This is a genomic window from Bacillus sp. K2I17 (assembly GCF_002209985.1).
GTDB classification, from domain to species: domain Bacteria; phylum Bacillota; class Bacilli; order Bacillales; family Bacillaceae_G; genus Bacillus_A; species Bacillus_A wiedmannii.
The window spans coordinates 138,873-165,141 of sequence record NZ_NJGF01000005.1 but is presented as its reverse complement, the minus strand read 5'-3'; the positions used below and the strand labels follow the sequence as shown (position 1 = coordinate 165,141).

At 35.4% G+C, this 26,269-nt stretch carries 23 protein-coding genes, 1 riboswitch and 1 other annotated feature; of the genes, 17 read left to right on the top strand and 6 right to left on the bottom strand.

Annotated features, from left to right (window positions below):
* The first annotated feature begins 74 nt into the window (after positions 1-74).
* From psiE to CER22_RS08875, 4 genes are all read left to right on the top strand, one after another.
* Entirely contained in the window at positions 75-476 is a 402-nt protein-coding gene (gene psiE, locus CER22_RS08890) for a phosphate-starvation-inducible protein PsiE (protein WP_000671178.1), read from the top strand.
* A 139-nt stretch (positions 477-615) separates the two neighbouring features.
* The gene (speG, locus tag CER22_RS08885; RefSeq protein WP_088064778.1) at positions 616-1,131 is read left to right on the top strand and encodes a spermidine N1-acetyltransferase; all 516 of its coding nucleotides are present in this window, start codon (positions 616-618) and stop codon (positions 1,129-1,131) included.
* A gap of 180 nt (positions 1,132-1,311) precedes the next feature.
* Positions 1,312-1,524, top strand: a complete 213-nt coding sequence (locus CER22_RS08880; protein ID WP_088064777.1) for a DUF3955 domain-containing protein — start codon at positions 1,312-1,314, stop codon at positions 1,522-1,524.
* Between the two features lie 63 nt (positions 1,525-1,587).
* A complete protein-coding gene (locus CER22_RS08875; RefSeq protein WP_046955610.1) occupies positions 1,588-1,827 on the top strand; it encodes a DUF3947 family protein in 240 nt (79 codons plus the stop codon).
* A gap of 33 nt (positions 1,828-1,860) precedes the next feature.
* Here the strand turns inward: CER22_RS08875 and crcB (CER22_RS08870) are convergent, their stop codons facing one another.
* On the bottom strand, positions 1,861-2,217 hold the full coding sequence (gene crcB, locus CER22_RS08870; protein WP_088608587.1) for a fluoride efflux transporter CrcB: 357 nt from the start codon (positions 2,215-2,217) through the stop codon (positions 1,861-1,863).
* Complete coding sequence (crcB, locus tag CER22_RS08865) at positions 2,214-2,618, bottom strand: fluoride efflux transporter CrcB (protein ID WP_179211913.1); 405 nt, start codon at positions 2,616-2,618, stop codon at positions 2,214-2,216. The genes crcB (CER22_RS08870) and crcB (CER22_RS08865) overlap by 4 nt, the downstream gene beginning before the upstream one ends.
* Before the next feature lie 54 nt (positions 2,619-2,672).
* Positions 2,673-2,732, bottom strand: a riboswitch (Fluoride riboswitch).
* Positions 2,733-2,952: 220 nt separating this feature from the next.
* Between crcB (CER22_RS08865) and CER22_RS08860 the strand changes: the two genes are divergently transcribed.
* From CER22_RS08860 to tyrS, 5 genes are all read left to right on the top strand, one after another.
* Complete coding sequence (locus CER22_RS08860; RefSeq protein WP_088608586.1) at positions 2,953-4,011, top strand: endonuclease/exonuclease/phosphatase family protein; 1,059 nt, start codon at positions 2,953-2,955, stop codon at positions 4,009-4,011.
* Between the two features lie 34 nt (positions 4,012-4,045).
* On the top strand, positions 4,046-5,548 hold the full coding sequence (locus tag CER22_RS08855; RefSeq protein WP_088064774.1) for a DUF4077 domain-containing protein: 1,503 nt from the start codon (positions 4,046-4,048) through the stop codon (positions 5,546-5,548).
* 211 nt (positions 5,549-5,759) lie between these two features.
* Positions 5,760-6,155 (top strand): SET domain-containing protein, encoded by a 396-nt coding sequence (locus CER22_RS08850; RefSeq protein WP_000573650.1) that lies wholly within the window; start codon positions 5,760-5,762, stop codon positions 6,153-6,155.
* 388 nt (positions 6,156-6,543) lie between these two features.
* The gene (gene murB, locus CER22_RS08845) at positions 6,544-7,458 is read left to right on the top strand and encodes a UDP-N-acetylmuramate dehydrogenase (protein ID WP_048542427.1); all 915 of its coding nucleotides are present in this window, start codon (positions 6,544-6,546) and stop codon (positions 7,456-7,458) included.
* Between the two features lie 108 nt (positions 7,459-7,566).
* Positions 7,567-7,782, top strand: a binding site (T-box leader).
* Between the two features lie 52 nt (positions 7,783-7,834).
* Positions 7,835-9,097, top strand: coding sequence for a tyrosine--tRNA ligase (tyrS, locus tag CER22_RS08840; protein ID WP_088608585.1), 1,263 nt, complete (start codon positions 7,835-7,837; stop codon positions 9,095-9,097).
* Positions 9,098-9,287: 190 nt separating this feature from the next.
* On the opposite strand, the gene CER22_RS08835 is transcribed toward tyrS, so the two are convergent.
* From CER22_RS08835 to CER22_RS08825, 3 genes are all read right to left on the bottom strand, one after another.
* The gene (locus CER22_RS08835; protein WP_000043194.1) at positions 9,288-10,466 is read right to left on the bottom strand and encodes an NAD(P)/FAD-dependent oxidoreductase; all 1,179 of its coding nucleotides are present in this window, start codon (positions 10,464-10,466) and stop codon (positions 9,288-9,290) included.
* A gap of 44 nt (positions 10,467-10,510) precedes the next feature.
* On the bottom strand, positions 10,511-10,951 hold the full coding sequence (locus CER22_RS08830; protein ID WP_088608584.1) for a DUF1641 domain-containing protein: 441 nt from the start codon (positions 10,949-10,951) through the stop codon (positions 10,511-10,513).
* 430 nt (positions 10,952-11,381) lie between these two features.
* Positions 11,382-11,729, bottom strand: a complete 348-nt coding sequence (locus CER22_RS08825; RefSeq protein ID WP_000760478.1) for a winged helix-turn-helix transcriptional regulator — start codon at positions 11,727-11,729, stop codon at positions 11,382-11,384.
* Between the two features lie 394 nt (positions 11,730-12,123).
* Between CER22_RS08825 and CER22_RS08815 the strand changes: the two genes are divergently transcribed.
* From CER22_RS08815 to CER22_RS08795, 4 genes are all read left to right on the top strand, one after another.
* Positions 12,124-13,278, top strand: coding sequence for an MFS transporter (locus CER22_RS08815; protein WP_179211912.1), 1,155 nt, complete (start codon positions 12,124-12,126; stop codon positions 13,276-13,278).
* Between the two features lie 24 nt (positions 13,279-13,302).
* Positions 13,303-14,142 (top strand): aldo/keto reductase, encoded by an 840-nt coding sequence (locus CER22_RS08810; protein WP_060488090.1) that lies wholly within the window; start codon positions 13,303-13,305, stop codon positions 14,140-14,142.
* Between the two features lie 124 nt (positions 14,143-14,266).
* Positions 14,267-15,196, top strand: coding sequence for a thioester domain-containing protein (locus CER22_RS08805; RefSeq protein ID WP_088064771.1), 930 nt, complete (start codon positions 14,267-14,269; stop codon positions 15,194-15,196).
* Between the two features lie 576 nt (positions 15,197-15,772).
* On the top strand, positions 15,773-18,967 hold the full coding sequence (locus CER22_RS08795; protein WP_088608581.1) for a putative mucin/carbohydrate-binding domain-containing protein: 3,195 nt from the start codon (positions 15,773-15,775) through the stop codon (positions 18,965-18,967).
* 43 nt (positions 18,968-19,010) lie between these two features.
* Here CER22_RS08795 and CER22_RS08790 read toward each other — a convergent pair whose 3' ends face one another.
* Entirely contained in the window at positions 19,011-19,649 is a 639-nt protein-coding gene (locus CER22_RS08790; RefSeq protein ID WP_048542416.1) for an NAD(P)-dependent oxidoreductase, read from the bottom strand.
* Positions 19,650-19,950: 301 nt separating this feature from the next.
* Between CER22_RS08790 and CER22_RS08785 the strand changes: the two genes are divergently transcribed.
* The 4 genes from CER22_RS08785 (at position 19,951) to CER22_RS08770 (ending at position 26,230) form a co-directional block, all read left to right on the top strand.
* Positions 19,951-21,381: an alanine/glycine:cation symporter family protein gene (locus CER22_RS08785; protein WP_088608580.1), complete on the top strand. Its 1,431-nt coding sequence runs from the start codon at positions 19,951-19,953 to the stop codon at positions 21,379-21,381.
* A gap of 332 nt (positions 21,382-21,713) precedes the next feature.
* A complete protein-coding gene (locus tag CER22_RS08780) occupies positions 21,714-23,156 on the top strand; it encodes an alanine/glycine:cation symporter family protein (protein ID WP_088608579.1) in 1,443 nt (480 codons plus the stop codon).
* A gap of 365 nt (positions 23,157-23,521) precedes the next feature.
* Entirely contained in the window at positions 23,522-24,703 is a 1,182-nt protein-coding gene (locus CER22_RS08775) for a NupC/NupG family nucleoside CNT transporter (RefSeq protein ID WP_000673848.1), read from the top strand.
* Between the two features lie 345 nt (positions 24,704-25,048).
* On the top strand, positions 25,049-26,230 hold the full coding sequence (locus CER22_RS08770) for a NupC/NupG family nucleoside CNT transporter (protein ID WP_046960038.1): 1,182 nt from the start codon (positions 25,049-25,051) through the stop codon (positions 26,228-26,230).
* The last annotated feature ends 39 nt before the right edge of the window (positions 26,231-26,269 follow it).

Below are 26,269 nucleotides of genomic sequence, written 5' to 3'. Positions count from 1 at the left end.
ACATTATGATTTAACTCACCTTCAATCATAATTTTGCTATAATAAATAAGTATTTACGTGAAGGAGAGTGTGAAATGAAGTTTAATATCGATCATTACATAGCTAGCGTTTTGCAGTGGATATTGAATATAGCGTTAATTATATTGTCCATTGTTTTATCGATCTTTTTAATTAACGAGACGATTACATTTATTCAATACATATTTTCAACAAAGGAATATACATCGTATAAATTGGTTGAGAGCATCATCGTTTATTTCTTATACTTCGAGTTCATCGCATTGATTATTAAGTATTTTAAGTCGAATTATCATTTTCCGTTACGTTATTTTATTTATATCGGAATTACGGCGTTAATTCGTTTAATTATTGTGTCTCATGAGGAACCAATGGAGACGTTATTATATGCGGGATCCATTCTTGTTTTAGTTATTGCTTTATACATATCGAATATGAGAGATTTGAGAAAAGAGTAGTGCAGACATAAGTTCGCACTACTTTTTTACGTCTTGACATTCAAGTTACTTGAAAGTTTACAATGAAATTAGGGCGTTTGAAATTGAAAAAAATTGAGAAATTAAGTGAAGAAGTTTCTTTTACTTGGAGGTTATAGCAATGAGTCAGGATTTGAAGTTACGTCCTTTAGAACGAGAAGATTTAAAGTTTGTACACGAACTGAATAATAATGCACATATTATGTCGTATTGGTTTGAAGAGCCATATGAGGCATTTGTGGAGCTGCAGGATTTATACGATAAACATATACATGATCAAAGTGAACGGCGTTTTATCCTAGAGAAAGATAATGAGATGGTTGGATTAGTTGAGTTAGTGGAAATTGATTATATTCATCGAAGAACAGAATTCCAGATTATTATTGATCCGAATTATCAAGGACATGGTTATGCAGCGGAAGCGACGCGTTTAGCGATGGATTACGCTTTTTCTGTATTAAATATGCATAAACTCTATTTAGTTGTTGATAAAGAGAATGAAAAAGCTGTACATGTTTATAAAAAAGTTGGATTTATGGTAGAAGGAGAACTTCTCGACGAATTTTTCGTTGATGGTAACTACCATAATGCGATAAGAATGTGTATGTTTCAGAAGCAATATTTTAGAACGAAATAATGGAGTGAAAAGGCTATAGATAATGATTGTCTATAGCCTTTTTGTTATGTTTAACAATAACTATTTATCGTAAAACAATAAATAGTTATTGACTGAGAATGTTAGTGGACTTATTATGATGGTAGTGATAATAGTAAAAAGGAATGCAGATAAATTAATTGTGAAATCAAAGGAGAATATATGATGAAAAAATATTTATTAGCTTCTAGTCCAATATTTTTAGGAGTGTTATGTATCATTATGTTTAATGTAATTGGTTCGGAAGTAAAACGAGATGGAACTTTAGTGGAGCCATTTTACTTAATTCCGTTAGCATATTTATTTACTTTCACTGGAATTGTTGCAATTTTGTGTGTGGCTCTTTTCTCGGTGCTTCGAAAAAAGACAGCGTAATAAAACACTTGTCATGAAATAGAAACATACGATAGGGAAGAAAAATAAAAAGTGAGCTGAATCATGGTGAATCATTATTGTTATCCTGAAAGGCAAGTTGGATCGGCTATTACTTTGGCAGGAGCACAGGGGACAATTCATGCTGTGAATCAAGCGATTCAAATGCAGCAGCAAGCATATTTTGCACAAATGATGCAAGGGCAGTATATGTCGTACTCACAGCCTCCGATGCAAATTGTACATTACGATGTGCATCCAGCGGGTTTATTCTCCATTCCATATGGCGGGACATACTTCTTATGAAAGAAAGCGACTGATAAGAGTCGCTTTCTTTTTTTATATTCCGCCTAGTTTCATTCCAAGGAATGCAAAAAGGATACCAATAATATAAGTAGCACTTAAATATAGAAATAGTATGCCAAAGTTTTTACGATTGAAGAGCTGAATGGACTCTAGTTTAAATGTTGAAAACGTCGTAAAGGCACCCATAAATCCAGTACCTAATAATAATTGCCAACCTGTAGTGACTCCGTTGCCAATTATATATCCAAGTAAAAACGCGCCTGTTATATTAATGAGAAATGTAGCAATTGGAAAGGAAGTTTTATTTCTTTTTTTAAACCAATTAGTAATTGCAAATCGTGTAATAGCACCGAAAAATCCACCTGTTGCTACTAATAAAGCTTCCATCATAAGTGATCACCTTCCGTAAGATGTTTCTTAATTAAGAAATCACCTAGTGTATAGCCAAGACCAGACATAATGAGACCACCAAGTATGCTGCATGATACATATAAGAAAGCCGTACCCCATTCAGAAAGATGGATTAGTTGCACAGTTTCTACACTAAATGTTGAAAACGTCGTAAAGGAACCGATGAATCCAGTCCCAATGCCTGTGATAATTTCTGAAGGCAAGATGTTTCTCCGAGCGATATAGGTAGTCAGCCACGCTAATAAGAAGCAGCCGAGTAAGTTGATGAGCAATGTAGCTAGCGGAAATGAATGATTCCATGAAGTATGAATAGTAAGACCTAAATAATAGCGAGAAAGGGCTCCTAATATACCGGCTATGCCAACGATAATATAAATCAATTTCTTCACCTCTTTAAATAGCTTGCTCAAAAAAATAGACTCCTACCAGTAGTTATACTGGTAGGAGTCATTAGCTAAGCAGCAGTTATGGCGAACTCCATCGCCTATGATTATTACATATAGTGTACTAAAAATTGCGTAGAATTTCCAGTGAAGAAGTGGAGCTGTTTTGTATGTATGTGATGGTTTAAGATAGAGAATTTATACTTATAAACTAAATATAGTGATATAAGGTTTTCGATATGATAAAATGTTTCGTATGTCTGTCATTCGCTTCAGTTAACTGAAAATAAAGAAAAGTAAAATTGGTAGTTTTAGAAAAGGAGTCGTTCGTTTGAAAAAATTATTAAAAATAGTACTTATATGTATTTTAGTAGGGGTGGGAGTTGTAGGTGGTTTTTTAGCGTATATGACACTTACAAAAGAACAGCCGGCTAATGTTATAAGTTTGAAGGCGGAAAATAATAAGGAACGCGTGTTAGCGCTTGGAAATGAATTTAAAGTTACAACATTTAATATTGGATATGCTGGATTAGATAAGGATCAAGACTTCTTTATGGATGGTGGAAAAGGTTCTGGTTCAAGTAGTAAAGAGCAAACGGAAACGAATTTAAAGAAAATGCTTTCGTTTTTACAAAATGAGAATAGTGATTTTACGTTATTACAAGAAGTTGATATAAAATCAATGCGATCTTTTGATGTAAATGGGCATGAATTTTTGAAAAAAGGATTACCTGATTATGCTTCGTCGTTCGGAAAGAACTATGATACAAAATGGGTCCCTGTACCAATTACAAGTCCAATGGGATATGCGGAGGCTGGATTAAGTACGTTTTCTAAATATACAGTTCAAGCAGCGCAGAGGTTCCAGCTTCCTGGAATGGAACCTTGGCCAAAGCGTTTGTTTGATTTAGATCGAGCGATTGTTGAGCATAAGATACCTGTTAATAATGGGAAGTTTGTGAGACTCGTAAATTTACATTTGTCTGCGTATGATGAAGGCGGGAAAATTAGAAAACAGCAAGTAGAGTTTTTAAAAGAATATATGAACAAGCATTATGAAAATGGTGATTACGTAATAATGGGCGGAGATTGGAATCAATTACTTTCGAACGCTCAGTTAAGTGATCCGAAGTTTGTGAAAGAGCGTCCTGAGTGGTTAGTAGAGTTACCAAAGGACTTTACTGATGGTGGCTTTAAGTGGGCTGTAGATCCGTCTGTTATGACGGTGAGAGATGATGTGAAGAAGTATGTGGAAGGTGAAAACTTTGTCACGATTATTGATGGTTTTATCGTTTCACCGAATGTGGAAATTGTAAATGTACAAGGGAAAGATTTAAAGTTTGAAAATAGCGATCATAACCCAGTAAGTGCGGTATTTAAGCTGAAGTAATCTATATGTATAAGTAGAAGGTGGGGCTTCATATATGGAGTGGTTAAAGAGAACTTGTTTTTCTAACCTGGAGAAAGAATCACAGAAAAATCATTTATTGCTGTTCATTACGATTTGTAGTTTCTTTCTTGGAATAATCGCGATTGGGTATTACGGATATATTTTTACAGAGAGAGCAATAGCGTTTTGGGTTTGTGGTATTTCAGTTGTTGTATTTGGAACGCTGTTTACTTTTATAGAAAGCATGGAAGCGATGTATAAATATATCATGACATTTATGTTGCTTATTATGTCTTTCATTATGGTACAAGCTTTTAATGAAAGTCCGGCTGTATTTCAAATGGTCTACTTTACATTAGCAGTTTCACTTATTTATTTAAGTGAACGTCTCGTTATCATTCTCGGCGGAGTGGCGGTTATTATCACATTTATTCTTTGTAGTTATTGGCCGGAGCAATTTTTTGCTTATACAGCGGCATCTGAAGCTGCAAACTTCGCAAGCTTGTTAGCGATCGTAACGATTGCAATGTGGGGCGTAACGAAGATTGGCTCTAATTTGTTAGCTCGTTTAAGTGATGAGAAGCAAGAAGTAATGAGGAAAGCTCAGGAGCTAGAAGAAACGCAAAGACTGATTGAGGAAACGGTTGGGAAACTAGATAATAATTTCAATCACTTAAGAGAAAATATGAATACATCGATGGAGTCGATGAGTGAAATTAATTTTGCTTTTGAAGAGGTGGCAGTTGGCACTCAATCACAATCAGAGATGATGGCACGTTCAGTAGAAGTATTGAACGATATGGAAGGGAATATTGAACAAATCATTTCGCAAGTAAGAAATGCATCGACTCGTGTTGATGAAAGTTTAGAGATTTCAAAGGGTAGTGTACATACTTTACGAAATTTTGAAGCGAATATGAGAAGTTTAAATGATGTTGTTTCACAATCAGGAATTATATTTAGAGATTTAATGATGCAGTCGAAGCAAATCAACGAAATTGTAGATGTAATAACGAATATCTCAAGTCAGACGAGTTTGCTAGCTTTAAATGCAAATATTGAAGCGGCAAGAGCAGGCGAGCATGGAAAAGGATTTGCTATTGTAGCGAATGAAGTATTAAAGCTTGCCGAAGAATCGAATCGCTCTGCGGGGAGAATTCAAGGTATTTTGAAGGAGTTTAGTAATCAGGCAAGTAAAGTGGAAGTACAGGTAGAAAAATCAGAAAAAGTACAAGAAGAATGTAATGAAATGCTAGCAAGTGTTTTAACAAATGTAACGGATTTAGGGAAGTTTATTGATGCAATTAATGATGTAATGAGAGAGATTGTTGGTCATCAAGAAAACTTGCAGGTTAAAACGACAAATATCGTAAAGGATGTTACACATGCTTCTAATGTAATTCAGCAAACTTCTGCGGCTACGGAAGAAGTGTTGGCAAGTGTGGAAGAAGAAAAACATCGAAATGATATATCGGTGAAGACATTGCATACTGTTAGCGAGCAAGTGAAGTTGCTAGAAAATATTTTAGAAAAGTAATATCTCTTAAAAAGGGCACACTATGTGTGCTCTTTTTTCATTTAAATGAATACTTGGTAGTAATTTAATTGCTTTTCTGCGCGTTTTCTGCCAAGCTTAAGGAGATAAACTGAGACTTTAATTAGTGGGGCTATACGCTACTGATTATTAGTTGAACCCCGCAAATAGCGGAATAAAATACTTCAAAGAAAGAATTATATAGGTGACGCATATGATCGAAGTTAAGACTTCTGAACTTAGTGATGGAGAATTTAATAGAGGGGTATTTGCAACTCGTGATATTAAAAAGGGTGAGTTGATTCACTCAGCACCAGTTATCTCTTATCCGAATGAACAGCATGAACACATTGAGAAAACGTTACTTGCTGACTACGCATTTGAGTATGGGGTAAATCATACAGCATTCCTTTTAGGATACGGCATGTTATTTAATCATGCATATAATCCGAATGCAACGTATGATATTGTCTTTGAGAATCACACATTTAACTTCTTTGCTTACAAAGATATAAAAGCGGGAGAAGAGATTCTAATCAATTATAATGGTGAAGTTGATGACGATGAGCTATTATGGTTTGATAAGGAAAAAGAAGAGAACGAAAAGTAAATTATAATAAGTAATAAAAAAGATGCTTTTACATAGGTAAAAGCATCTTTTTTATTGATGAAAATAAAGTAAAGATTACAAAAAAATACCACTTTATTTTCGTATGGTATAGTAAGATACTGAAGGATAGTGTTTTGAAAAAGTAATATATTTTACAAATTGTTGTCTTTCTGATGACATGTCAAGTTTAGTAGCCCATTTGGGTTGCTTTATTATGCAATATATATTTTAATATGAGTGGCACCTCTTATAAATTAAGAGGTTTATAGGTGTCTCGAATTGATTTTGGGTACACTGTATCCACCACTTTAGGTTCGTTCATGTATGTGGGGATATTATGGGCCCGTATAACGGGATAAAAAGAATATAGAAATAGAGGAATCGTAAAATGAATATGCAAGAGGTTTATAAATATTTAAGTACGGTATTGCCTGAAGGTCATGTGAAACAAGATGAAATGTTAAAGAATCATACACATATTAAAGTTGGTGGAAAAGCAGATGTGTTCGTTGCGCCGACAAATTATGATGAAATTCAAGAAGTTATCAAATATGCTAACGAATATAATATTCCAGTTACGTTTTTAGGAAATGGATCGAATGTCATTATTAAAGATGGTGGAATTCGTGGGATTACCGTAAGTTTAATTCACATTACAGATGTGACTGTAACAGGAACGACGATTGTGGCACAGTGTGGTGCAGCAATTATTGATGTATCACGTATTGCATTAGATCATAATTTAACGGGTCTTGAGTTTGCTTGTGGTATTCCAGGTTCAGTTGGCGGAGCTTTATATATGAATGCTGGCGCATACGGCGGTGAAGTATCGTTTGTATTAACAGAAGCTGTCGTAATGACAGGTGATGGAGAGTTACGTACTTTAACGAAAGAAGCATTTGAATTTGGATATCGTAAGAGTGTATTTGCAAACAACCATTACATTATTCTTGAAGCGAGATTTGAGCTTCAAGAAGGTGTGCGTGAAGAAATTAAAGAAAAAATGGATGATTTAACGTTTAAACGTGAATCAAAACAACCTCTAGAATATCCTTCATGTGGTAGTGTATTTAAGCGTCCACCAAATAACTTTGCTGGTAAATTGATTCAAGAATCAGGACTACAAGGTAAGCGAATTGGCGGAGTGGAAGTTTCTTTAAAACACGCTGGATTTATGGTGAATGTTGATAACGGAACAGCACAGGATTACATCGATTTAATTCACTTTGTACAAAAGACTGTTGAAGAGAAATTTGGCGTGAAGTTAGAGCGAGAAGTAAGGATTATTGGAGAAGATCTATAATAATCTTTGAATTAAAAGCGTATAAAAGTATGAATTATTTTAAAATAACATTTGGGCATTGTTGACAATTTGTTTTCAATTCAATATAATGGCTAATAATTTAACAAATAACATACGTTGAAAGAGCCCAGTAGCAGTTTGTCACTGTTAATGAGAGAGCTAGGGGTTGCTGGAACCTAGCACAAACAAACTTGCGAATTACACTCTGGAGTATCTTAGGTAATGCTAAGCGGATTGGCAATCGATATTATTGCTAAGAGTGGTATGAGTAGCTATGCTATTTATACAAACTGGGTGGTAACACGGTGAATAATCGTCCCTATGTCATAGACATAGGGACTTTTTGTTTTCAAAAAAATAGAGGAGATGACAAAAGATGAATATTATTGATGAATTAGAATGGCGCGGCGCCATTAATCAACAGACGGACGAAGAAGGGTTACGTAAGCTAGTAGAAGAGAAAAAGATTTCACTATACTGCGGAGTTGATCCGACTGGTGATAGTATGCATATTGGACATTTAATTCCGTTTATGATGATGAAGAGATTCCAGTTAGCTGGCCATCATCCAGTTATTTTAATTGGTGGGGCAACAGGAACGATTGGTGATCCGAGCGGACGTCAATCAGAACGTCAACTTCAAACGTTAGAAGTAGTTCAGCATAATGTGGATGCGTTAACAGCGCAAATGAAAAAGCTATTTGATTTTGGCGGAAATAGCGAAGTGAAGATGGTAAATAACTACGACTGGACACATGAAATAAACATTATTGAGTTTTTACGTGATTACGGGAAGAACTTTAGCATTAATAGCATGTTAGCGAAGGATATTGTAGCAAGTCGTTTAGATACAGGAATTTCTTTCACAGAATTTACGTACCAAATTTTGCAAGCGATGGACTTCCATCATTTATACACGAAAGAAGATGTTCAACTGCAAATTGGTGGTAGTGACCAATGGGGAAATATTACGAGTGGTTTAGATTTAATTCGTAAGTTAGAAGGGCACGAAGCGAAAGTATTCGGATTAACGATTCCGTTATTATTGAAATCAGATGGAACAAAGTTCGGTAAATCAGCAGGTGGTGCAGTTTGGCTTGATCCTGAAAAAACAACACCATTTGAATTTTACCAGTTTTGGGTGAATACAGATGACCGTGATGTAGTGAAATACTTGAAATACTTTACGTTCTTAACGAAAGAGCGCATTGATGAATTGGCAGTGAAGGTAGAAACAGAGCCTCATAGACGTGAAGCGCAAAAAGTATTAGCGGAAGAAATGACGAAATTCGTTCATGGAGAAGAGGCACTCCTGCAAGCTGTGAAAATTACAGCAGCGTTATTTAGCGGAGATATTAAATCGTTAACAGCCGATGAAATTGAACAAGGCTTTAAAGAGATGCCAACATTCCAGTCTTCAAAGGAGACGAAAAATATCGTAGAATGGCTAGTCGATTTAGGAATTGAGCCATCTAGACGACAAGCACGTGAAGATATTAATAATGGAGCTATTTCGATGAATGGCGAAAAAGTAACGGATGTGGGTACAGATGTTACTGTAGAAAATTCATTTGATGGACGATTTATTATTATTCGTAAAGGGAAGAAGAACTACAGCTTAGTGAAGTTAGGAGAATAATTTGTGTGAAAGGATGGGAGTAGGAAGAATACTTCCATCTTTTCATATACACAATTTAGACATAAAATAATCAGTAAATTTAGATAATTAAAAGGGTTATAATATTCTTCTGCCGAATAAATAAGTTAGAGAAAATTACGGACAAAAATAGCCCGAACCATGCAGGGCATGATTCGGGCTTATATTCAGATTAGTAAGCTAAGCTGAATAGACCTTTAATGTGTGATAAGTAACGAACGTTACTTGCTTCTTTCATTAATGATGCTGGTAAGCCTTTAAGTGGAGTATTGCTTGCTCCAATTGTAGCAACAGCATCTTTACGTCCTAGACTAGCAAGTGTTCCAGAGTTTACAGGTGCGAACTCTTCGAATGCTTTGCCTTCTAGTGCTGCGTATAAGTTGTATCCAATTAACTCACCCATTTGCCAAGCGATTTGTGCAGTTGGTGGGTATGGACGTCCGTCTGGAGCGAAGACAACAGCGCTGTCTCCAGCAACGAATACGTCTTTGTGAGAAGTAGATTGTAGGTATGCATCAACTGTTGCACGGCCACGGTTTACTTCAAGACCTGATTCACCGATTAACGGGTTACCTTGTACGCCGCCTGTCCAAACGAATGTGTTAGCAACAAGTTTTTGACCGTCTTTTAAGTCGATTTCATTGCCAGCAACGTTTGTTACAGGAAGACCTGTTAAGAATGTAACACCGCGTGCTTCTAGGCTAGTAGTTGCACGTTCGATTAAGTGGTCTGGTAATACTGGAAGGATTTTTGGACCTGCTTCAACAAGAAGAAGTTTAACTTCTTTTGGATTTACGCCGTGGCTTTTTGCAAGTTTAGGCATAATGTCAGCAAGCTCACCAACTAGCTCAACGCCAGTTAATCCGCCACCACCGATTACGATTGTAGCATCAGCTTCGTTTTTCGTTTTCGCGTATTCACGAATACGGTCTTCAACGTGTTTGTAGATTTTGTTTGCATCAGCAGCAGATTTTAATACCATGCTGTTTTCTTCTAGTCCTGGAATACCGAAGTAAGCAGTTTTACTTCCTAAAGCAACTACAAGTGCGTCGTAAGATAAAGTAGTGCCACCAGCTAGTTTAATTTCTTTGCTATCAACTGAGAATGACTCAACTGTTGCGATTTTAAGATCGATGTCTTTACCTTTGAAAAGCTTTGTAAGTGGCATTGCAATTGCTTGCTCAGCAACGTTACCAGCTGCAAGGCGGTGTAGTTCAGTGATGATTTGGTGTGTTGGGTATTGGTTAATCACTGTAACTTGTGCTTCTGATTTGCTGTAATATTTACGTACGTTTAAAGCGGCAAGAAGACCGCCATAACCAGCGCCTAAGATGACAATTTGTTTTGACATAGTATGATATCCCCCGTCTTTACTAATTGTTGTTATAAGTTAACTTATTTATTGTTACGTTCTGCACTAATTTGAAGATATGCGTTCACAAAGCGGAACATTTTTTGTGCTTGTGGGTCTTTTAGTAATTTTAATAGACCGAACAGGCCGATAACTTCGTTGCTTTCGTCAGCACGATCTTTCGCTTCGATAGCAGTTGCAGCCATGCCTTTCACTGTATCTTTTACAGGTTCTACAAGCTCTGTGATTGCACTAACAGTGTCGCTTTTTAATACTTCATCAGTAGCAACAGTTTGAGCGAAGTCATAAGACTTAGTTAAAATACTAACAAGCTCAGTTAATTTTGGAAGCTGTTCTACTAGTGTAGTTAATGATTCTTGTACCTCAGGTTTTAACAACTGATCAAGTACATCAAGTTGTCCTTGGCTAGCAGAAATTTGTACAGTTTCTTGTTCTGGCTTTGTTTGAGTCATAGTTTCTGGCATCTCCAATTCTCCTTTACGATAGCAATACTCTTATTTTTGATAGGTAAGATAGTAAACGTTTGCGAAACTTTATACAAAGTTTCACAAAGCACAATAAAATGCCTTTAAATTTATGCCAGCAAGTAAGCTGAAATCATAAATCCAAAACCATAATGTCCTACCTATTATTTATGAACTGTCCGATACATGGCTTGTCCGCATAATGGAAAGTTCCTTTATCGGAAAGTGTATATAATATATATCCTATATTATATACTATATACACCTATGTTAACATAAAAATGATTCCTAATTATTTGATATTAAGCGTATAATGTAGTACTGACAAGGCGTGAAAGCGCATAAATTATTTTGTTAAGGTTAGAAATGTACGTATATATAAATAAAAAAAGGAAAAAATGGACAAATTTATGTTCATTTTTTCCTTTTTTTATTGTTCACCTTCTGTAATTAGCATCGATGTGTTACCGCTTTTTTCAAGGTGACATTCGCCCCAAGTACAAAGGGAATCAAGAATGGATTCTAAAGACCAACCGTAGTCTGTAAGAGAATATTCTACTTTCGGTGGTACTTGATTGTATACCTTTCTTTGAATAACTCCGTCTTCTTCTAATTCGCGTAATTGCTGTGTTAACATCTTTTGTGTAATACCAGGCATGAGACGTTTTAATTCACTCGTTCTCTTTGTACCTTTCGTTAAGTGGCAAAGAATAACGACTTTCCATTTTCCGCCGATAACCTCTAAAGTCGCTTCAACGGGAATATTATATTTCTTCATATAAAAAAATCTCCTTTGATGAATATAGATTTCAGTTCTCCAACAAAAGAAGCCAAATAATTTAAATGTTACTAAAAAGTACCTATAGCACTTTAAAGTACGTACTTTTTATCATGTTGAATATGTTCCATAATAGCATACGTAAGAGGGAAATGAGTAGTACGGTACTAAAAAGTGCCTATGTTACTTTTTGGTACCTATCGTACTTTAAAGTGCGTTCTTCAAAAAAAGAGTGAAGCCATTCATAATAGCATATATCAGCAGTAACATTATTTTTGTAGAAGAAAAAAGGCCTTTTTTCATACTATTATGATTGGATTTCTCGTATTAAGGAGGAGTTCAATTGAATTCATATACAGTATCTTCTTCGGTAGTACAGACGAATCGGAGAAGCATGTTTGCTTTATTAGCACTAGCAATTAGTGCGTTTGGAATTGGTACAACCGAATTTATTAGTGTCGGTTTATTACCATCTATTTCAGAGGATTTACATGTTTCTGTTACAACAGCGGGTTTAACCGTTTCTTTATATGCATTAGGAGTAGCGTTTGGTGCCCCAGTATTAACGTCATTAACAGCTAGTATGTCGCGAAAGGCGTTATTAATGTGGATTATGATTATTTTCATTATTGGTAATGGAATTGCGGCAGTGGCAACAAGTTTTACTGTGTTGCTTATCGCAAGGGTTGTATCTGCGTTTGCACACGGCGTTTTTATGTCGATAGGATCCACAATTGCGGCTGCGCTTGTACCAGAGAATAAACGTGCGAGTGCAATTGCATTTATGTTTACTGGTTTAACTGTTGCGACCATTACAGGCGTACCGATTGGAACATTTATCGGTCAACAATTTGGCTGGAGAACATCGTTTATGGTAATCGTGGCAATTGGAATCGTTGCCTTAATCGCCAATAGTATGCTAATTCCTTCTAACTTAAAAAAAGGTACGTCTGTATCATTTCACGATCAATTCAAACTGATTACGAATGGAAGGCTATTACTTGTATTTATTATTACTGCATTAGGATACGGGGGAACATTCGTAACGTTTACGTATTTATCTCCGCTATTACAAGAAGTAACAGGATTTAAATCAAGTACCGTTACAATTATTTTGTTAGTGTACGGAATTGCAATTGCGATTGGGAATATGGTTGGCGGGAAATTATCAAATCATAATCCGATTCGAGCATTATTTTACATGTTCTTTATTCAAGCAATTGTATTATTTGTTTTAACATTTACAGCGCCATTTAAAGTCGCTGGACTCATCACAATTATTTTTATGGGACTATTTGCGTTTATGAATGTTCCAGGGCTACAAGTGTATGTCGTTATCTTGGCTGAGAAATTTGTTCCAAGTGCTGTTGATGTGGCATCAGCGATTAACATTGCAGCATTTAACGCAGGAATTGCTCTTGGTGCTTACTTGGGCGGTATTGTAACGAACTCGTTAGGGTTAATTCATACGGCCTGGGTAGGCGGCATCATGGTAGCAGGGGCTGTAATTTTAACAGCGTGGAGTATGACATTAGAAAAAAGGGATTAAGTGAAATAAGGGAGAGAAAATATAATGAAAAATTTACAAAGTACAACAACATTGCATAACGGTGTAGAAATGCCTTGGTTCGGTTTAGGTGTATTTAAAGTAGAAGATGGACCAGAACTTGTAGAAGCAGTAAAATCGGCGATTAAAGCAGGATACCGCAGTATTGATACAGCTGCGATTTATGGAAATGAAAAAGCAGTTGGAGAAGGAATTCGCGCTGGTATAAAAGAAGCCGGGATTACTCGAGAAGATTTATTTATTACTTCAAAAGTGTGGAATTCGGATCAAGGATATGAAACGACACTTGCTGCATATGAAGAGAGCTTAAAAAAATTAGAGCTAGATTATTTAGACTTATATCTTGTCCATTGGCCTGTAGAAGGGAAATACAAAGATACGTGGAGAGCGTTAGAAACACTGTATAAAGAAGAACGTGTGCGTGCAATTGGCGTAAGTAACTTCCAAATTCATCATCTGAAAGACGTATTAGCAGGTGCAGAAATGAAACCAATGATTAACCAAGTGGAATATCACCCTCGTTTAACACAAAAAGAATTACAAGCGTTCTGTAAAGAGCAAGGTATTCAAATGGAAGCATGGTCACCACTTATGCAAGGTCAATTATTAGATAACGAAACATTACAAGAAATTGCTGATAAGTATGATAAAACGACAGCTCAAATCATTTTACGTTGGGATCTTCAAAATGAAGTTGTAACAATTCCGAAATCAACGAAAGAACACCGCATTATTGCAAATGCTCATATATTTAATTTTGAATTAACGAAAGAAGATATGGAGAAAATTGATGCGTTAAATGAAAATCATCGCGTTGGTCCAGATCCTGATAACTTTGATTTCTAAACTTATAGTGGAGAGAAGGGGTGCAAACAGTTTGCACTCTTTTTTGTTTTGCTTATGCATAAAAAAAGTTTCTAACTAAATAATAAGCAGAAGAAAATTTGTTATTTCATAAGGGGTTGTAAACATGAATATAAAAAGATCGTTCAAGCTAATGGCCGCTTTTCTGAGTGTTTTATTTGTATTTGCGAACTTATTATTTCCACTTCAAAAAGCATTCGCGGAAGTTATGGATCATACAAAGTATGAAATGGATTGGAGTTATAGTAGGTCAAAGAAGAAACCAATTCGAACAGAGCTTATTAAAACAGCAGATGGAAAAATTGCCTTTTGCTTAAATGTAGATTTGAAATCTCCAAGCGGTCAAGATTTACCGGAAATGGGCAAAGTGGATATTAATGTATACCGTGTACTGTTAAATGGGTATCCGCAAAAGAGTCCACAAGAATTAGGTGTTTCTGATTGGAGAGAGGCACATTATGCAACGCAGCTTGCAGTATGGAATGCGTTAAAACAAATTGATATTAATGATTTAGATTTCCGTAATAAAAATGTAGAAAAGGTAACGAAAGATATCGTTGCAAAAGCAAGTGCTAGTGAAGAATTACAAGAAATTACGATGAGCGTAATACCGTCAGAAGAACAACAAGCAGTGTTGAAAAATGATTTCTTTGAAACAGGTTTATATACAGTAGAAACAAATGCGAAAAGCGGAACATATAAAGTGCAAGCAACAGGTGCACCAGAAGGCGCGAAATTTGTAAATGAAAAGGGCGAAGCAAAAACGGAATTTAATGTAGGAGAAAAGTTCCGCATCTTAATTCCGAAACAAACACCAGCTGGTGGGTTTAGCTTTAAAGTATTAGGAAATTTAACAAAGTTACAAGGGATTGCACATAAAGGGACACCGACTATTCAAAATGCAGTTGTATTACTTGAGCGTAGTGAAGAGAAAACAAGTCCGGAGTTATCGGTAAGTTGGAAAACAACAAATGGTCATGATAATAATAAACCACATACTCCAAATGAACCACATAAACCTAATCAAAAGAGATAATGAAAAAGCATTGGCTTGTGCCAGTGCTTTTTTTATATGAATTTTAAAATTATATCAGGAAAATCATATGTAGAATGAAAGCGCTGTTTATACAGTTTGAACTTTATTTTGAAGTAATATAAATATAGTAAAATCCAAACGTTAAAATTAATAGATTTCATTCACAAAATTGTAACATTATTCTGATTGAAAAGGCTATCAAACAAAGTATAAAGCGTGTAAAATTCAGTTGAAAAAAATACCTATATATGGTTATATATGAAGAATATGTAATATTCTATTTGTTATTTACAACTTTAGATGTATAGATGACAATACTGAAAATATATTGTTTATTATTCTCTTTTTATGTAGAGAGAACTCATCACAAGAAGAGAGAAGTGAGGAGGATACAGTACATAAAAAATTTTATAATATAAGAAAGCGAATACATGGAGAGAGATGCGGTAGTAAATGATACAGGTGCGCGAGGTGTTAGTCTATTCACTAAATGTTTTTATAAAAATAATAGGATTTCTTATTAGATGAATATACATAGGATGGTTTCTCTAAATAAAGGAACAGGGGACACAGATTATGTCGAAGAAAAAGAGTAGTAGGGTATTAGTGGCTGGGATATGTATATCTACATTATTATCGCCAGTAGCTTTCGAAGCATCGAAAGGATATGCAGCACCTTTGGAAGAAAATAAAGGTGGAAAATTAGAAGAGGTTAAAGAGAATAAGTTTGAGCAAAGGACGTTTCATGTACCTGGAAAAGGTGATATAGAAAAGGAAACGAAACGCTTAAAAGTAAGTTTTCACCTTTCGGTTAACGAACCGACTGGAATTTATGCAGCGCCAAACGAAGAGATTACAATTGAAATAAAAGGAACGCAGTCTATTCAAGCTTTTATGGGAACGAGATCATATGATGAAAAGGCCCCTGAAAAGTTTGATTTAAAACCTGGTAAAAATGTTATTTCATCACCAAATGGTGGTATTTTATATTTTTACAATATGAACGACGAAGGTGAGGTAACGGCTTCTGTTACGAATGGTGGTAGCCATTTTCCTTTGTTTATTTTAGGTAAGCATACGAAAAAAGATTTTGATGAAATGTTGAAGAAATATAAGGATCCTTATGCAGTTGAATTAAAAGGGGAGAGAAGTTTAATTACTGCGAGTTATAATGCTGTTCAAGATCATATGAACGATACAGATCCAACAAAGTTAATGAAATTACATGATAAGATTATTCGTTTGGAAAATGCAGTAGCAGGATTATCTGAGGACGGTATTGGAGTCGCAAAATCTCCAAATCATTACGTTCAGTTTGTTGAAAAACGGAATCCGGATGAAGATGATTATATGTTTGCAACAGATTATCGTACAGCATATATCCCAAAAGTAATGAATAGAGTATTGGATTTAGAAGTACTTGAAAAGGATGGTTGGGGACCATGGCATGAAGTTGGACATTTACATCAACAAAGGCCGTGGGACTGGGATGCTGTTGGGGAAGTAACAGTCAACATTTATTCTTTAGCAGTACAAAAAGCATTAGGGAATAAACTAGACATGGAAGAACATTATGAAAAATCATTTGAGTATTTAGAAAGACCTATTGCCGAAAGAGTAATTGATGAAATTGATCCGCTTACGATGTTTTGGCAATTAAATATCGTTTATGGGGAAGATTTTTATCCTACATTGCATCAAGCGTATCGCTTGTTATCTGAAGAGGAAATGCCTACTTCTGATGAAGAGAAAAAGCAAATGTTTGTTTATATGACATCAAAAGTGGCAGGACAAAATTTAGTTCCATTCTTTAAAGAATGGGGATTAACTCCAAGTGATGAGACTAGAGAAAAAATAGAAAAATTAAATTTACCTAAATTAGAAAAAGAAATATGGAAAGCTACAGATAGTAATGATATTCGCGAGAAGCAAGTTGAACCGTATAAAGTTCCGTATGGTGAACCTGCTAATGAGGTACAAAACCTTGTAGTTGGTACGAATTTTGATGAAGAAAAAGCGGGTAAACTTGTTCAAAATTTAGGTGAGAATGTAAAAGTAACAGGTAAGATTATATGGTCTAAATTAGACGCTGGAAAACAGGAAGTGTTAGTAGAAATTGAGGATGAGAAGGGAAATAAAAATTCAATTCCTGTTCAAGTTAATGGTATTTATGGTGACAGTATCATTTTTCAAGGAATTTCAAATGATGTAATGTCAACAGTGACGCTTCGTCACAATGAAAAAGAATTAAATGTAAACTTTACTAGTAATAAAATACATTACCGTTTTGAAAAAGAAGCATATATGGGTTTGACAGTATATGATCGAAATGGAATTGAAAAGAAACGTGTATCAGCAGAAGGGCAAGAAACTGGAAAAAGATTTGCTGAACTAAATGGAGTGGATTTTGAATATGGAGATGTAGTGAAAGTATTCCATGCAGAACCAAGCCGTCTGAAATGGTACCAAAATAATAAACTTGCAGATCAAGGGAAAGCTAAAAATAAAAAAGAAAAATTCTTTAAAATTACTCCGCAAGGGTTCGAATTAAAAGATAGTTTACAAGAAGTGACGGCGAAACCACAAAAAGTAGTAGTTGGAATGGATGTAGACAAACTAGATCCGAAAGAATTCGTACAAGTAAAAGATGGAGAAGTGGTTGGGTTTGTAGAGAAACCAAATACAACAAAAATCGGTGAACAAAAAGTAAAAGTAGAAACGAAAGATCGTTTTGGGAATAAGCAAGTGACAGAGGTACCTGTAGAAGTAGTTTATGGAGATAGTATTGTATACGCAGGATATGGCGATGATATTGCTTCAATTGTAACTTTAAAGCACGAAGAGAAGAAATTCCATGTGACTGATATGGATAGCGAGATTCATGAGTATTTTAATAAAGAGCTATACATGGGTATCACGTTATACGATCGAGATGGAAAAGAGAAAAAACATGTAACAGCAGAGGGACAAGAAACATCAGAGAACTTTGCGAAGCAAGTGAATGGTATGCAATTCGAGTATGGAGATGTAGTAAAAGTATTCCACGTAGAACCGGATCGTTTGAAATGGTATCAAAATAATACCCTTACTGGTCAAGGTGAGAAAAAAGGGGCAAAAGAACTATTCTTCAAAGTGACAGAAAAAGGCTTTGAGAGAATGGATATGTTGCAAGAAGTAACAGCGAAACCGCAACAAGTAGTAGTCGGAACAGATATTGAGAAGTTAGACGCAAAAAACTTTGTTGACGTGAAAGATGGAGAAGTAGTTGGATTTGTAGAAAAACCAAATACATCAAAAATCGGTGAACAACAAGTGAAAGTAGAAACGAAAGATCGATTTGGAAATAAGAAAGTAACAGAAGTACCATTAGAAGTAACGTATGGAGACAGTCTTGTATACCAAGGGCTTAGTGACGTTATCCGTTCTATTGTAACGGTAAATCATGACGATCAGAAATTACATGTGACGTATACAAATGAACAAATTCATAGCTACTTTAAAAATGAATTATATATGGGAATTACGCTATATGATCAAAACGGAATGGAGAAAAAACATGTAACAGCAGAAGGGCAAGAAACTTCAAAGAATTTTGCTGAACAAGTAAATGGAACTTCATTCCAGTATGGAGATGTAGTGAAAGTGTATCATGCCGAGTCAGGTCGTTTAATTTGGTACAAAAATAGTGAGTTAGTTGGAAAAGGAGATAAGAAAAAGTTTAAAGAAATTTCCTTCAAGATTACTCCAAATGGCTTAGAACAAGTGCAATAATAAAAAAAGCTCGTAAAACATTATGTTTTACGAGCTTTTTTTATTACTCAGCTTCAGAAACTACTGTGAAGCGTTCGTTTACGTGTTTTGGATTTTCGATTTCATCAAGTGCTGCAACTGCGAAGTCTTCGTAACTTACGTAGCTATCACCTTTTGCGTTAACAAGAAGATTGTCTTGTCCAGCTGTATAAGAACCAGTACGTTTTCCTAATGCGAATAGTGCAGAAGGGCTGATGAATGTCCAGGTAATATCGTTTGTTTGTTGCAGAATTTCTAAGTTTTTACCTTGGTTTTGAGCTGTTGCAAGGTATTCATTTGGGAAACCTGGCGTATCAAATACACGCGTTGTTTTCTCTTCGTCTACAAATAAGCTTCCAGCGCCGCCAACTACAAGTAATTTTGTGTTAGGTGCACCTTTCATAGCTTCAATTAGTACGTTTCCTGCATCTACGTGAAGATGTTCTTCTCCTGCTGGAGCGCCGAATGCATTTACAACTACATCAAATGCTTGTAGGTCATTAGATGTAAGAGCGAATACATCTTTCTCTAAAACTTTTATATTTTCTTCTGTAATTTTTGCAGCGTTTCTTACGATTGCAGTTACTTCATGTCCGCGATCTAATGCTTCTTTTAAAATACGACTTCCTGCTTTACCAGTTGCTCCGATGATTCCGATTTTCATAATAAATCCCTCCAAAGTGTTTTGTTAAAGTGTATATCTGAAAGTAAATGAATTCGTTGTAATAAGGTTTGTTACAACCTGATGTAATCATTATAGTTACAGGTTGGTGTTTTTGTCAATGGGATAGTTTGTAGATTTACTATTTATTTTAGTATGCACAGTTAGAGGGAGGAGAGTCATAAAGATATTGTTACTTCGTGTCTGGCTAATATTTGGAAATTGCAAATTGTCGAAAAATGTTGATTTTTAAATGTTTTTTAAATATAATTCGTTTTATGGAGAAAAGGAGGGGGTTAATTGTATGAATATTTTAGAGCAATTTGTTTCATCAACGAATACAATTCTTTGGTCATATATTCTTATTGCAATGTTAATTGGTTTAGGTCTTTATTTTTCTATTAAATTGAAATTCGTACAAATTACTCATTTAGGGGAAATGGTTCGATTAATGAGTGATGGATTAACTGGAAAGACGCGTAAAAAAGGTAGTGTATCTTCTTTCCAAGCGTTCTGTATGAGTTCAGCAGCTCGTATTGGAATCGGGAACTTAGCCGGTGTAGCGTTAGCTATTTCTATGGGAGGACCTGGAGCGGTATTTTGGATGTGGGTTATTGCGATTGTCGGAGCGTCTTCAAGTTTCGTGGAAAGTACGCTTGCACAAATTTATAAAATAAAAGATGGCAGTGGCTTCCGTGGTGGTCCTGCTTATTATATGGAAAAAGGTTTAAATAAACGTTGGATGGGAATTTGGTTCTCTATCCTTATTACAATTAGTTACGGATTAATTTTCAACTCCGTACAAGCAAATACAGTTACATTAGCATTTAAAAATGCTTTTGGTATTGAGCGTTACGTTGTTGGGATTGTATTAGCAGTATTAGTTGCGGTTATTATTTTTGGTGGCGTGAAAAGTATCGCGCGTATGTCTGAAATGATCGTTCCGCCAATGGCACTTATTTATATTGCAGTAGCAGTTTTCGTTGTTATTAAAAATTATTATTTAATACCGGACATGTTTACAGAAATCTTTAAAGGTGCATTCGGTTTAGATTCAGCTGTAGGTGGCGGTATTGGTGCTGCGATGAAATATGGTATTCAGCGTGGATTATTTGCGAATGAAGCAGGTATGGGTAGTGCACCGAATGCGGCAGCAACAGCGGATGTAACACATCCAGCGAAACAAGGATTTATTCAAACAATTGGAGTATTAGTAGATACATTTTTAGTATGTACATCAACAGCATTTATCGTACTATGTTCTGGTGCATATAAAGCAACAAATTTAGAAGGTATTGAATTAACACAAGTGGCGTTAAGTTCACAAATTGGTTCGTGGGCAAGTAGCTTCTTGGCGATTATTATTTTCTTATTCGCTTTCAGTTCACTTCTAGGAAACTACTATTATGGTGAAACGAACATTGAATTCATTAAACAAAGTAAAACTTGGTTAACGATTTACCGTATTGCGGTAGTGGGAATGGTACTATTCGGTTCTGTTGCCACACTTCAAGTTGTATGGAATATGGCGGATTTATTTATGGGACTAATGGTAATCACAAACTTAATCGCGATTACACTTCTTGGCCGATTTGCATATGCTGCTTTGGCAGACTATGTAAGGCAAAAGAAACAAGGGAAAGATCCAGTCTTCAGTGCAGATTCTATTCCTGGTTTAACGAATACAGAGTGTTGGGATAAGCCAATGGTAACGGATAAAGAAAAAGCAGTGTAATGAAAAGGTGAGCATCGAGATAAATTCGATGCTCGCCTTTTTTGTTGTAGTAAATGATGAAAAGGGTGAGAGGGAATTATTAATATAATTTTGTTTGTTCATTATTCCCGTTATTTGTAGAGAACGCACTGTCTTAAAAGTATGACCGGTCGAATGGGATGAGTGATTGAGTATTGGATAAATGCACGTACTAGTTATATTTTTACGTAAAAAAACATATATGTTAAGAAATTTAACGCGTCCATGTTATAAAACCTAACATAAAGTTCTTGATTACTAAAAGTTTTTAGAATATAATTTTCTTATTGTTAGGAAGAGGGGGCAATGCAATTATGGATTTTTTAGCTAAGGTAATTGGGGATGTAAATAATGTCCTTTGGTCATATGTCATTATTGCGATGTTAATTGGGTTAGGGCTTTACTTTTCATTTCGTGTGAAATTTGTCCAAGTTCGTTACTTCGGTGAAATGATTCGATTGCTTGGGGATGGGGCAAGTTCGAAAACGAGGAAAGCTCAAAAAGAGAAGAGCGGTGTATCATCGTTCCAAGCTTTTTGTATGAGTACAGCTTCTCGTGTAGGTACTGGTAACTTAGCTGGTGTAGCTATCGCAATCTCAGCAGGTGGACCAGGAGCGGTATTTTGGATGTGGTTAATTGCGGTAATTGGGGGTGCTTCTGCATTTGTAGAGAGCACATTAGCGCAAATTTATAAAGTAAAAGATGGGAATGCATTCCGTGGTGGTCCAGCGTATTATATGGAAAAGGGTTTAAAGAAACGCTGGCTAGGAGTTGTCTTCTCTGTTCTAATAACAGTTAGTTTCGGATTAATTTTCAACGCCGTGCAGTCAAACACAGTAGCGGCGGCTTTTGATGGAGCATTTAACACAGATGGTAAGTTTGTAGGTCTGTTTATGGCTGGTTTACTTGCAGTCATTATCTTCGGCGGAGTAAAACGTATTGCACGTGCGGTTGAAATGATTGTTCCAGTAATGGCAATTATATATGTAGCAGTGGCATTATTCGTTGTTGTAACAAACATTACGGCAATTCCATATGTATTTAAAGAAATTTTCTTACATGCTTTCGGAATTAAAGAAGTAGTAGGTGGGGGATTAGGAGCTGCGATTTTACTAGGGGTAAAACGTGGATTATTCTCAAATGAAGCAGGTATGGGTAGTGCGCCGAACGCAGCTGCGACTGCAAACGTAACGCACCCAGTTAAACAAGGTTTCATTCAAACTTTAGGGGTATTTACAGATACATTATTAATTTGTAGTTGTACAGCATTTATCATTTTATTATCAGATGTGCCTGGAGCGGCCGATTTAAACGGAATTCAATTAACGCAACAAGCATTAAGTCAACATATCGGACCGTGGGCTTCTATATTTGTAGCAGTTGCAATCTTCTTGTTTGCATTTAGTTCATTAGTAGGTAACTACTACTATGGTGAAACGAATATTGAATTCTTAAATGGAAGTAAAGTGTTATTAAATGCATACCGTATTGCTGTACTTGGTATGGTTGTTTTAGGATCTGTAGCAACAATTCAAATCGTTTGGGATTTAGCAGATTTATTTATGGGGATTATGGCTGTTATTAACTTAGTGGCGATTGTATTCCTTTCTAAGTACGCTTTCGCGGCATTATCAGATTACGTTAAGCAAAAGAAACAAGGAAAAGATCCAGTATTCTATGCGGAGTCTATTCCAGGTTTGAACAATACAGAGTGCTGGGATAAGCCAGCAGTAGCTGATAAAGAAAAAGCAGTATAATGAGGTGAGCATCAAGTGAAACTTGATGCTCATTTTTTTGTTTTATCCTGCTATTTGTGAACAGTAAAACTCTCGATTGATACGGGCTAATAATCAGTGGGGATGATACTGATTAAAGTTTCGCTATATAATGTAAAAGACGAACATTCATGAACGTTTTATAATAAAATGTAATTTTTTTAAGAAAAGTGCGGATATGAGTTGTGATTTATGTTAGAATGGAAAATGCCTTTGAAACAAGAGGTTTTATGATCTTTCCTATCCGATTGAAGGTTTTAGAGGAGAAATGGAAAGTTCGGATTATTTCTTATTTCAAGTGGTCAGACGTTCAACGTTAATGAAGAGTTAAATGGAGGATTTTATTAATGAAGTTTGTTATGTTTCTTGTAGGATTGCTCGTTGTATTTGTACTCGGTTTTCTTATAAGTGCCGATCGAAAGAAGATTAAGTATAAACCAATCGCAATTATGCTTGTTATTCAGCTAGCGTTAAGTTATTTCTTATTAAACACGCAAGTTGGTTATATTTTAGTAAAAGGAATTTCAGATGGATTTGGCGCGCTTCTTGGATATGCAGAAGCTGGAATCGTTTTCGTATTTGGCGGTCTTGTTAATAAAGGAGAGGTTTCATTCTTCTTAACAGCGTTATTACCAATCGTATTCTTTGCCGTTTTAATCGGAATTCTGCAACACTTTAAAATTTTACCGATATTTATTCGTGCTATTGGTACTGCGCTAAGTAAAGTAAATGGTCTAGGAAAATTAGAATCATATAACGCAGTAGCAGCTGCCATTGTTGGGCAAGCGGAAGTATTTATTACAGTAAAAGATCAATTAAGTAAAATCCCAAAACATCGTTTATATACATTATGTGCATCTTCCATGTCGACAGTATCAATGTCAATCGTAGGTTCTTATATGAAAATGATCGAACCGAAATATGTAGTAACAGCACTTGTATTAAATTTATTTAGTGGTTTCATTATTATTCATATTATTAACCCGTACGATATTACAGAAGAAGAAGATACACTGAAATTAGAAAATAAGAAAAAACAGTCATTCTTTGAAATGCTAAGTGAATATATTATGCTTGGTTTCACGATTGCAATCACAGTAGCGGCAATGTTACTTGGTTTCGTAGCATTAATTACAGCAATTAATAGCTTGTTTGATTCAATGTTCGGTATTACATTCCAAGCTATTTTAGGATACATTTTCTCACCATTAGCATTTGTAATGGGTATCCCGCAAGCAGAGATGGTAACAGCGGGACAAATTATGGCAACAAAATTAGTATCAAACGAATTTGTTGCGATGCTGGATCTTGGAAAAGTAGCTGGTGATTTATCAGCTCGTACAGTTGGTATTCTTTCTGTATTCCTTGTATCATTTGCGAACTTCTCATCAATCGGAATTATCGCAGGTGCAACGAAAGGTATCGATGAAAACCAATCAAATGTTGTATCATCATTCGGTCTACGCCTTGTGTACGGTGCGACATTAGTAAGTATTCTATCAGCGATTATCGTTGGTGTTATGTTATAAACAAAGATGGCCCTAGCTTATAGCTAGGGCTATTTTTTATGGTAAATTTGCATGAAAAAACCAATTAGTTAGGAATATATTAACATATAAAAATCTTTTAAAATTTATATTGCATTTCGATTAGATAACGCTTACAATTTGATTTGTAGGTGGTATCAATTTCAGACTTTCAAGTATGGTAGGAGAGAAGAAGCTACCTTTTATAAATTGCAATTTATGTAAACGCTTACTGATTTTAGAAAACAGTTGAATAATATTTAGGGGTTTTAAATTTTTTTAACATCAATGGTCAGACGTCATTCGTTATACGACCAATAACTCGTGGGAGAAGTGGAGGATTCACATATGAAGATCGTAATGTTTCTAGTCGGTTTACTTGTAGTATTTGTACTAGGGTTCCTTATCAGTTCAGATCGTAAGAAAATTAAATATAAACCAATTGCACTTATGCTTGTCATTCAATTGGTACTTGCGTATTTCTTACTAAATACAAAGGTCGGATTTGTATTAGTAAAAGGGATTGCAGATGGGTTTGGAGCTATTTTAAAATTTGCGGAAGCAGGGGTTAATTTCGTATTTGGTGGTCTAGCAAATGATGGACAAGCACCATTCTTCTTAACAGTATTATTACCAATTATTTTCTTAGCAGTACTAATTGGGATCTTACAACACATTAAAGTATTACCGATTATCATTCGTGCAGTCGGTTTCCTATTAAGTAAAATTAACGGCTTAGGAAAACTAGAATCATATAATGCAGTAGCAGCTGCAATTGTTGGTCAAGGTGAAGTATTCATTACAGTAAAAGATCAACTAAGCAAATTACCGAAAAATCGTTTATACACACTTTGTGCATCTTCCATGTCAACAGTATCGATGTCAATCGTCGGTTCTTACATGAAAATGATTGATCCAAAATATGTAGTAACAGCACTTGTATTAAACTTATTTAGTGGATTCATTATCGTTCATATTATTAATCCATATGACGTAAAAGAAGAAGACGACATTTTAGAATTACAAGAAGATAAAAAACAAACATTCTTTGAAATGTTAGGCGAATATATTATGCTTGGTTTCTCTATCGCTGTAACAGTAGCGGCGATGTTAATTGGTTTCGTAGCATTAATTACAGCAATTAACGGTGTGTTCGATTCAATTTTCGGAATCACATTCCAAAGCATTTTAGGATACGTTTTCTCACCATTAGCATTCGTAATGGGTATTCCAACATCAGAGATGCTAACGGCAGGACAAATTATGGCAACGAAATTAGTAACGAACGAATTCGTTGCAATGCTTGACCTTGGAAAAGTAGCTGGCGATTTATCAGCTCGTACAGTAGGTATTTTATCTATCTTCCTTGTATCATTTGCAAATTTCTCATCAATCGGAATTATCGCAGGTGCAACGAAGAGTATCGATGGCAAACAAGCAAACGTTGTATCTTCATTCGGATTAAAACTTGTATACGGTGCAACGTTAGTAAGTATATTATCAGCGATTATCGTTGGGGTTATGCTTTAATAAATTAAGAAAAGCAATGAGCGTAGGCTCATTGCTTTT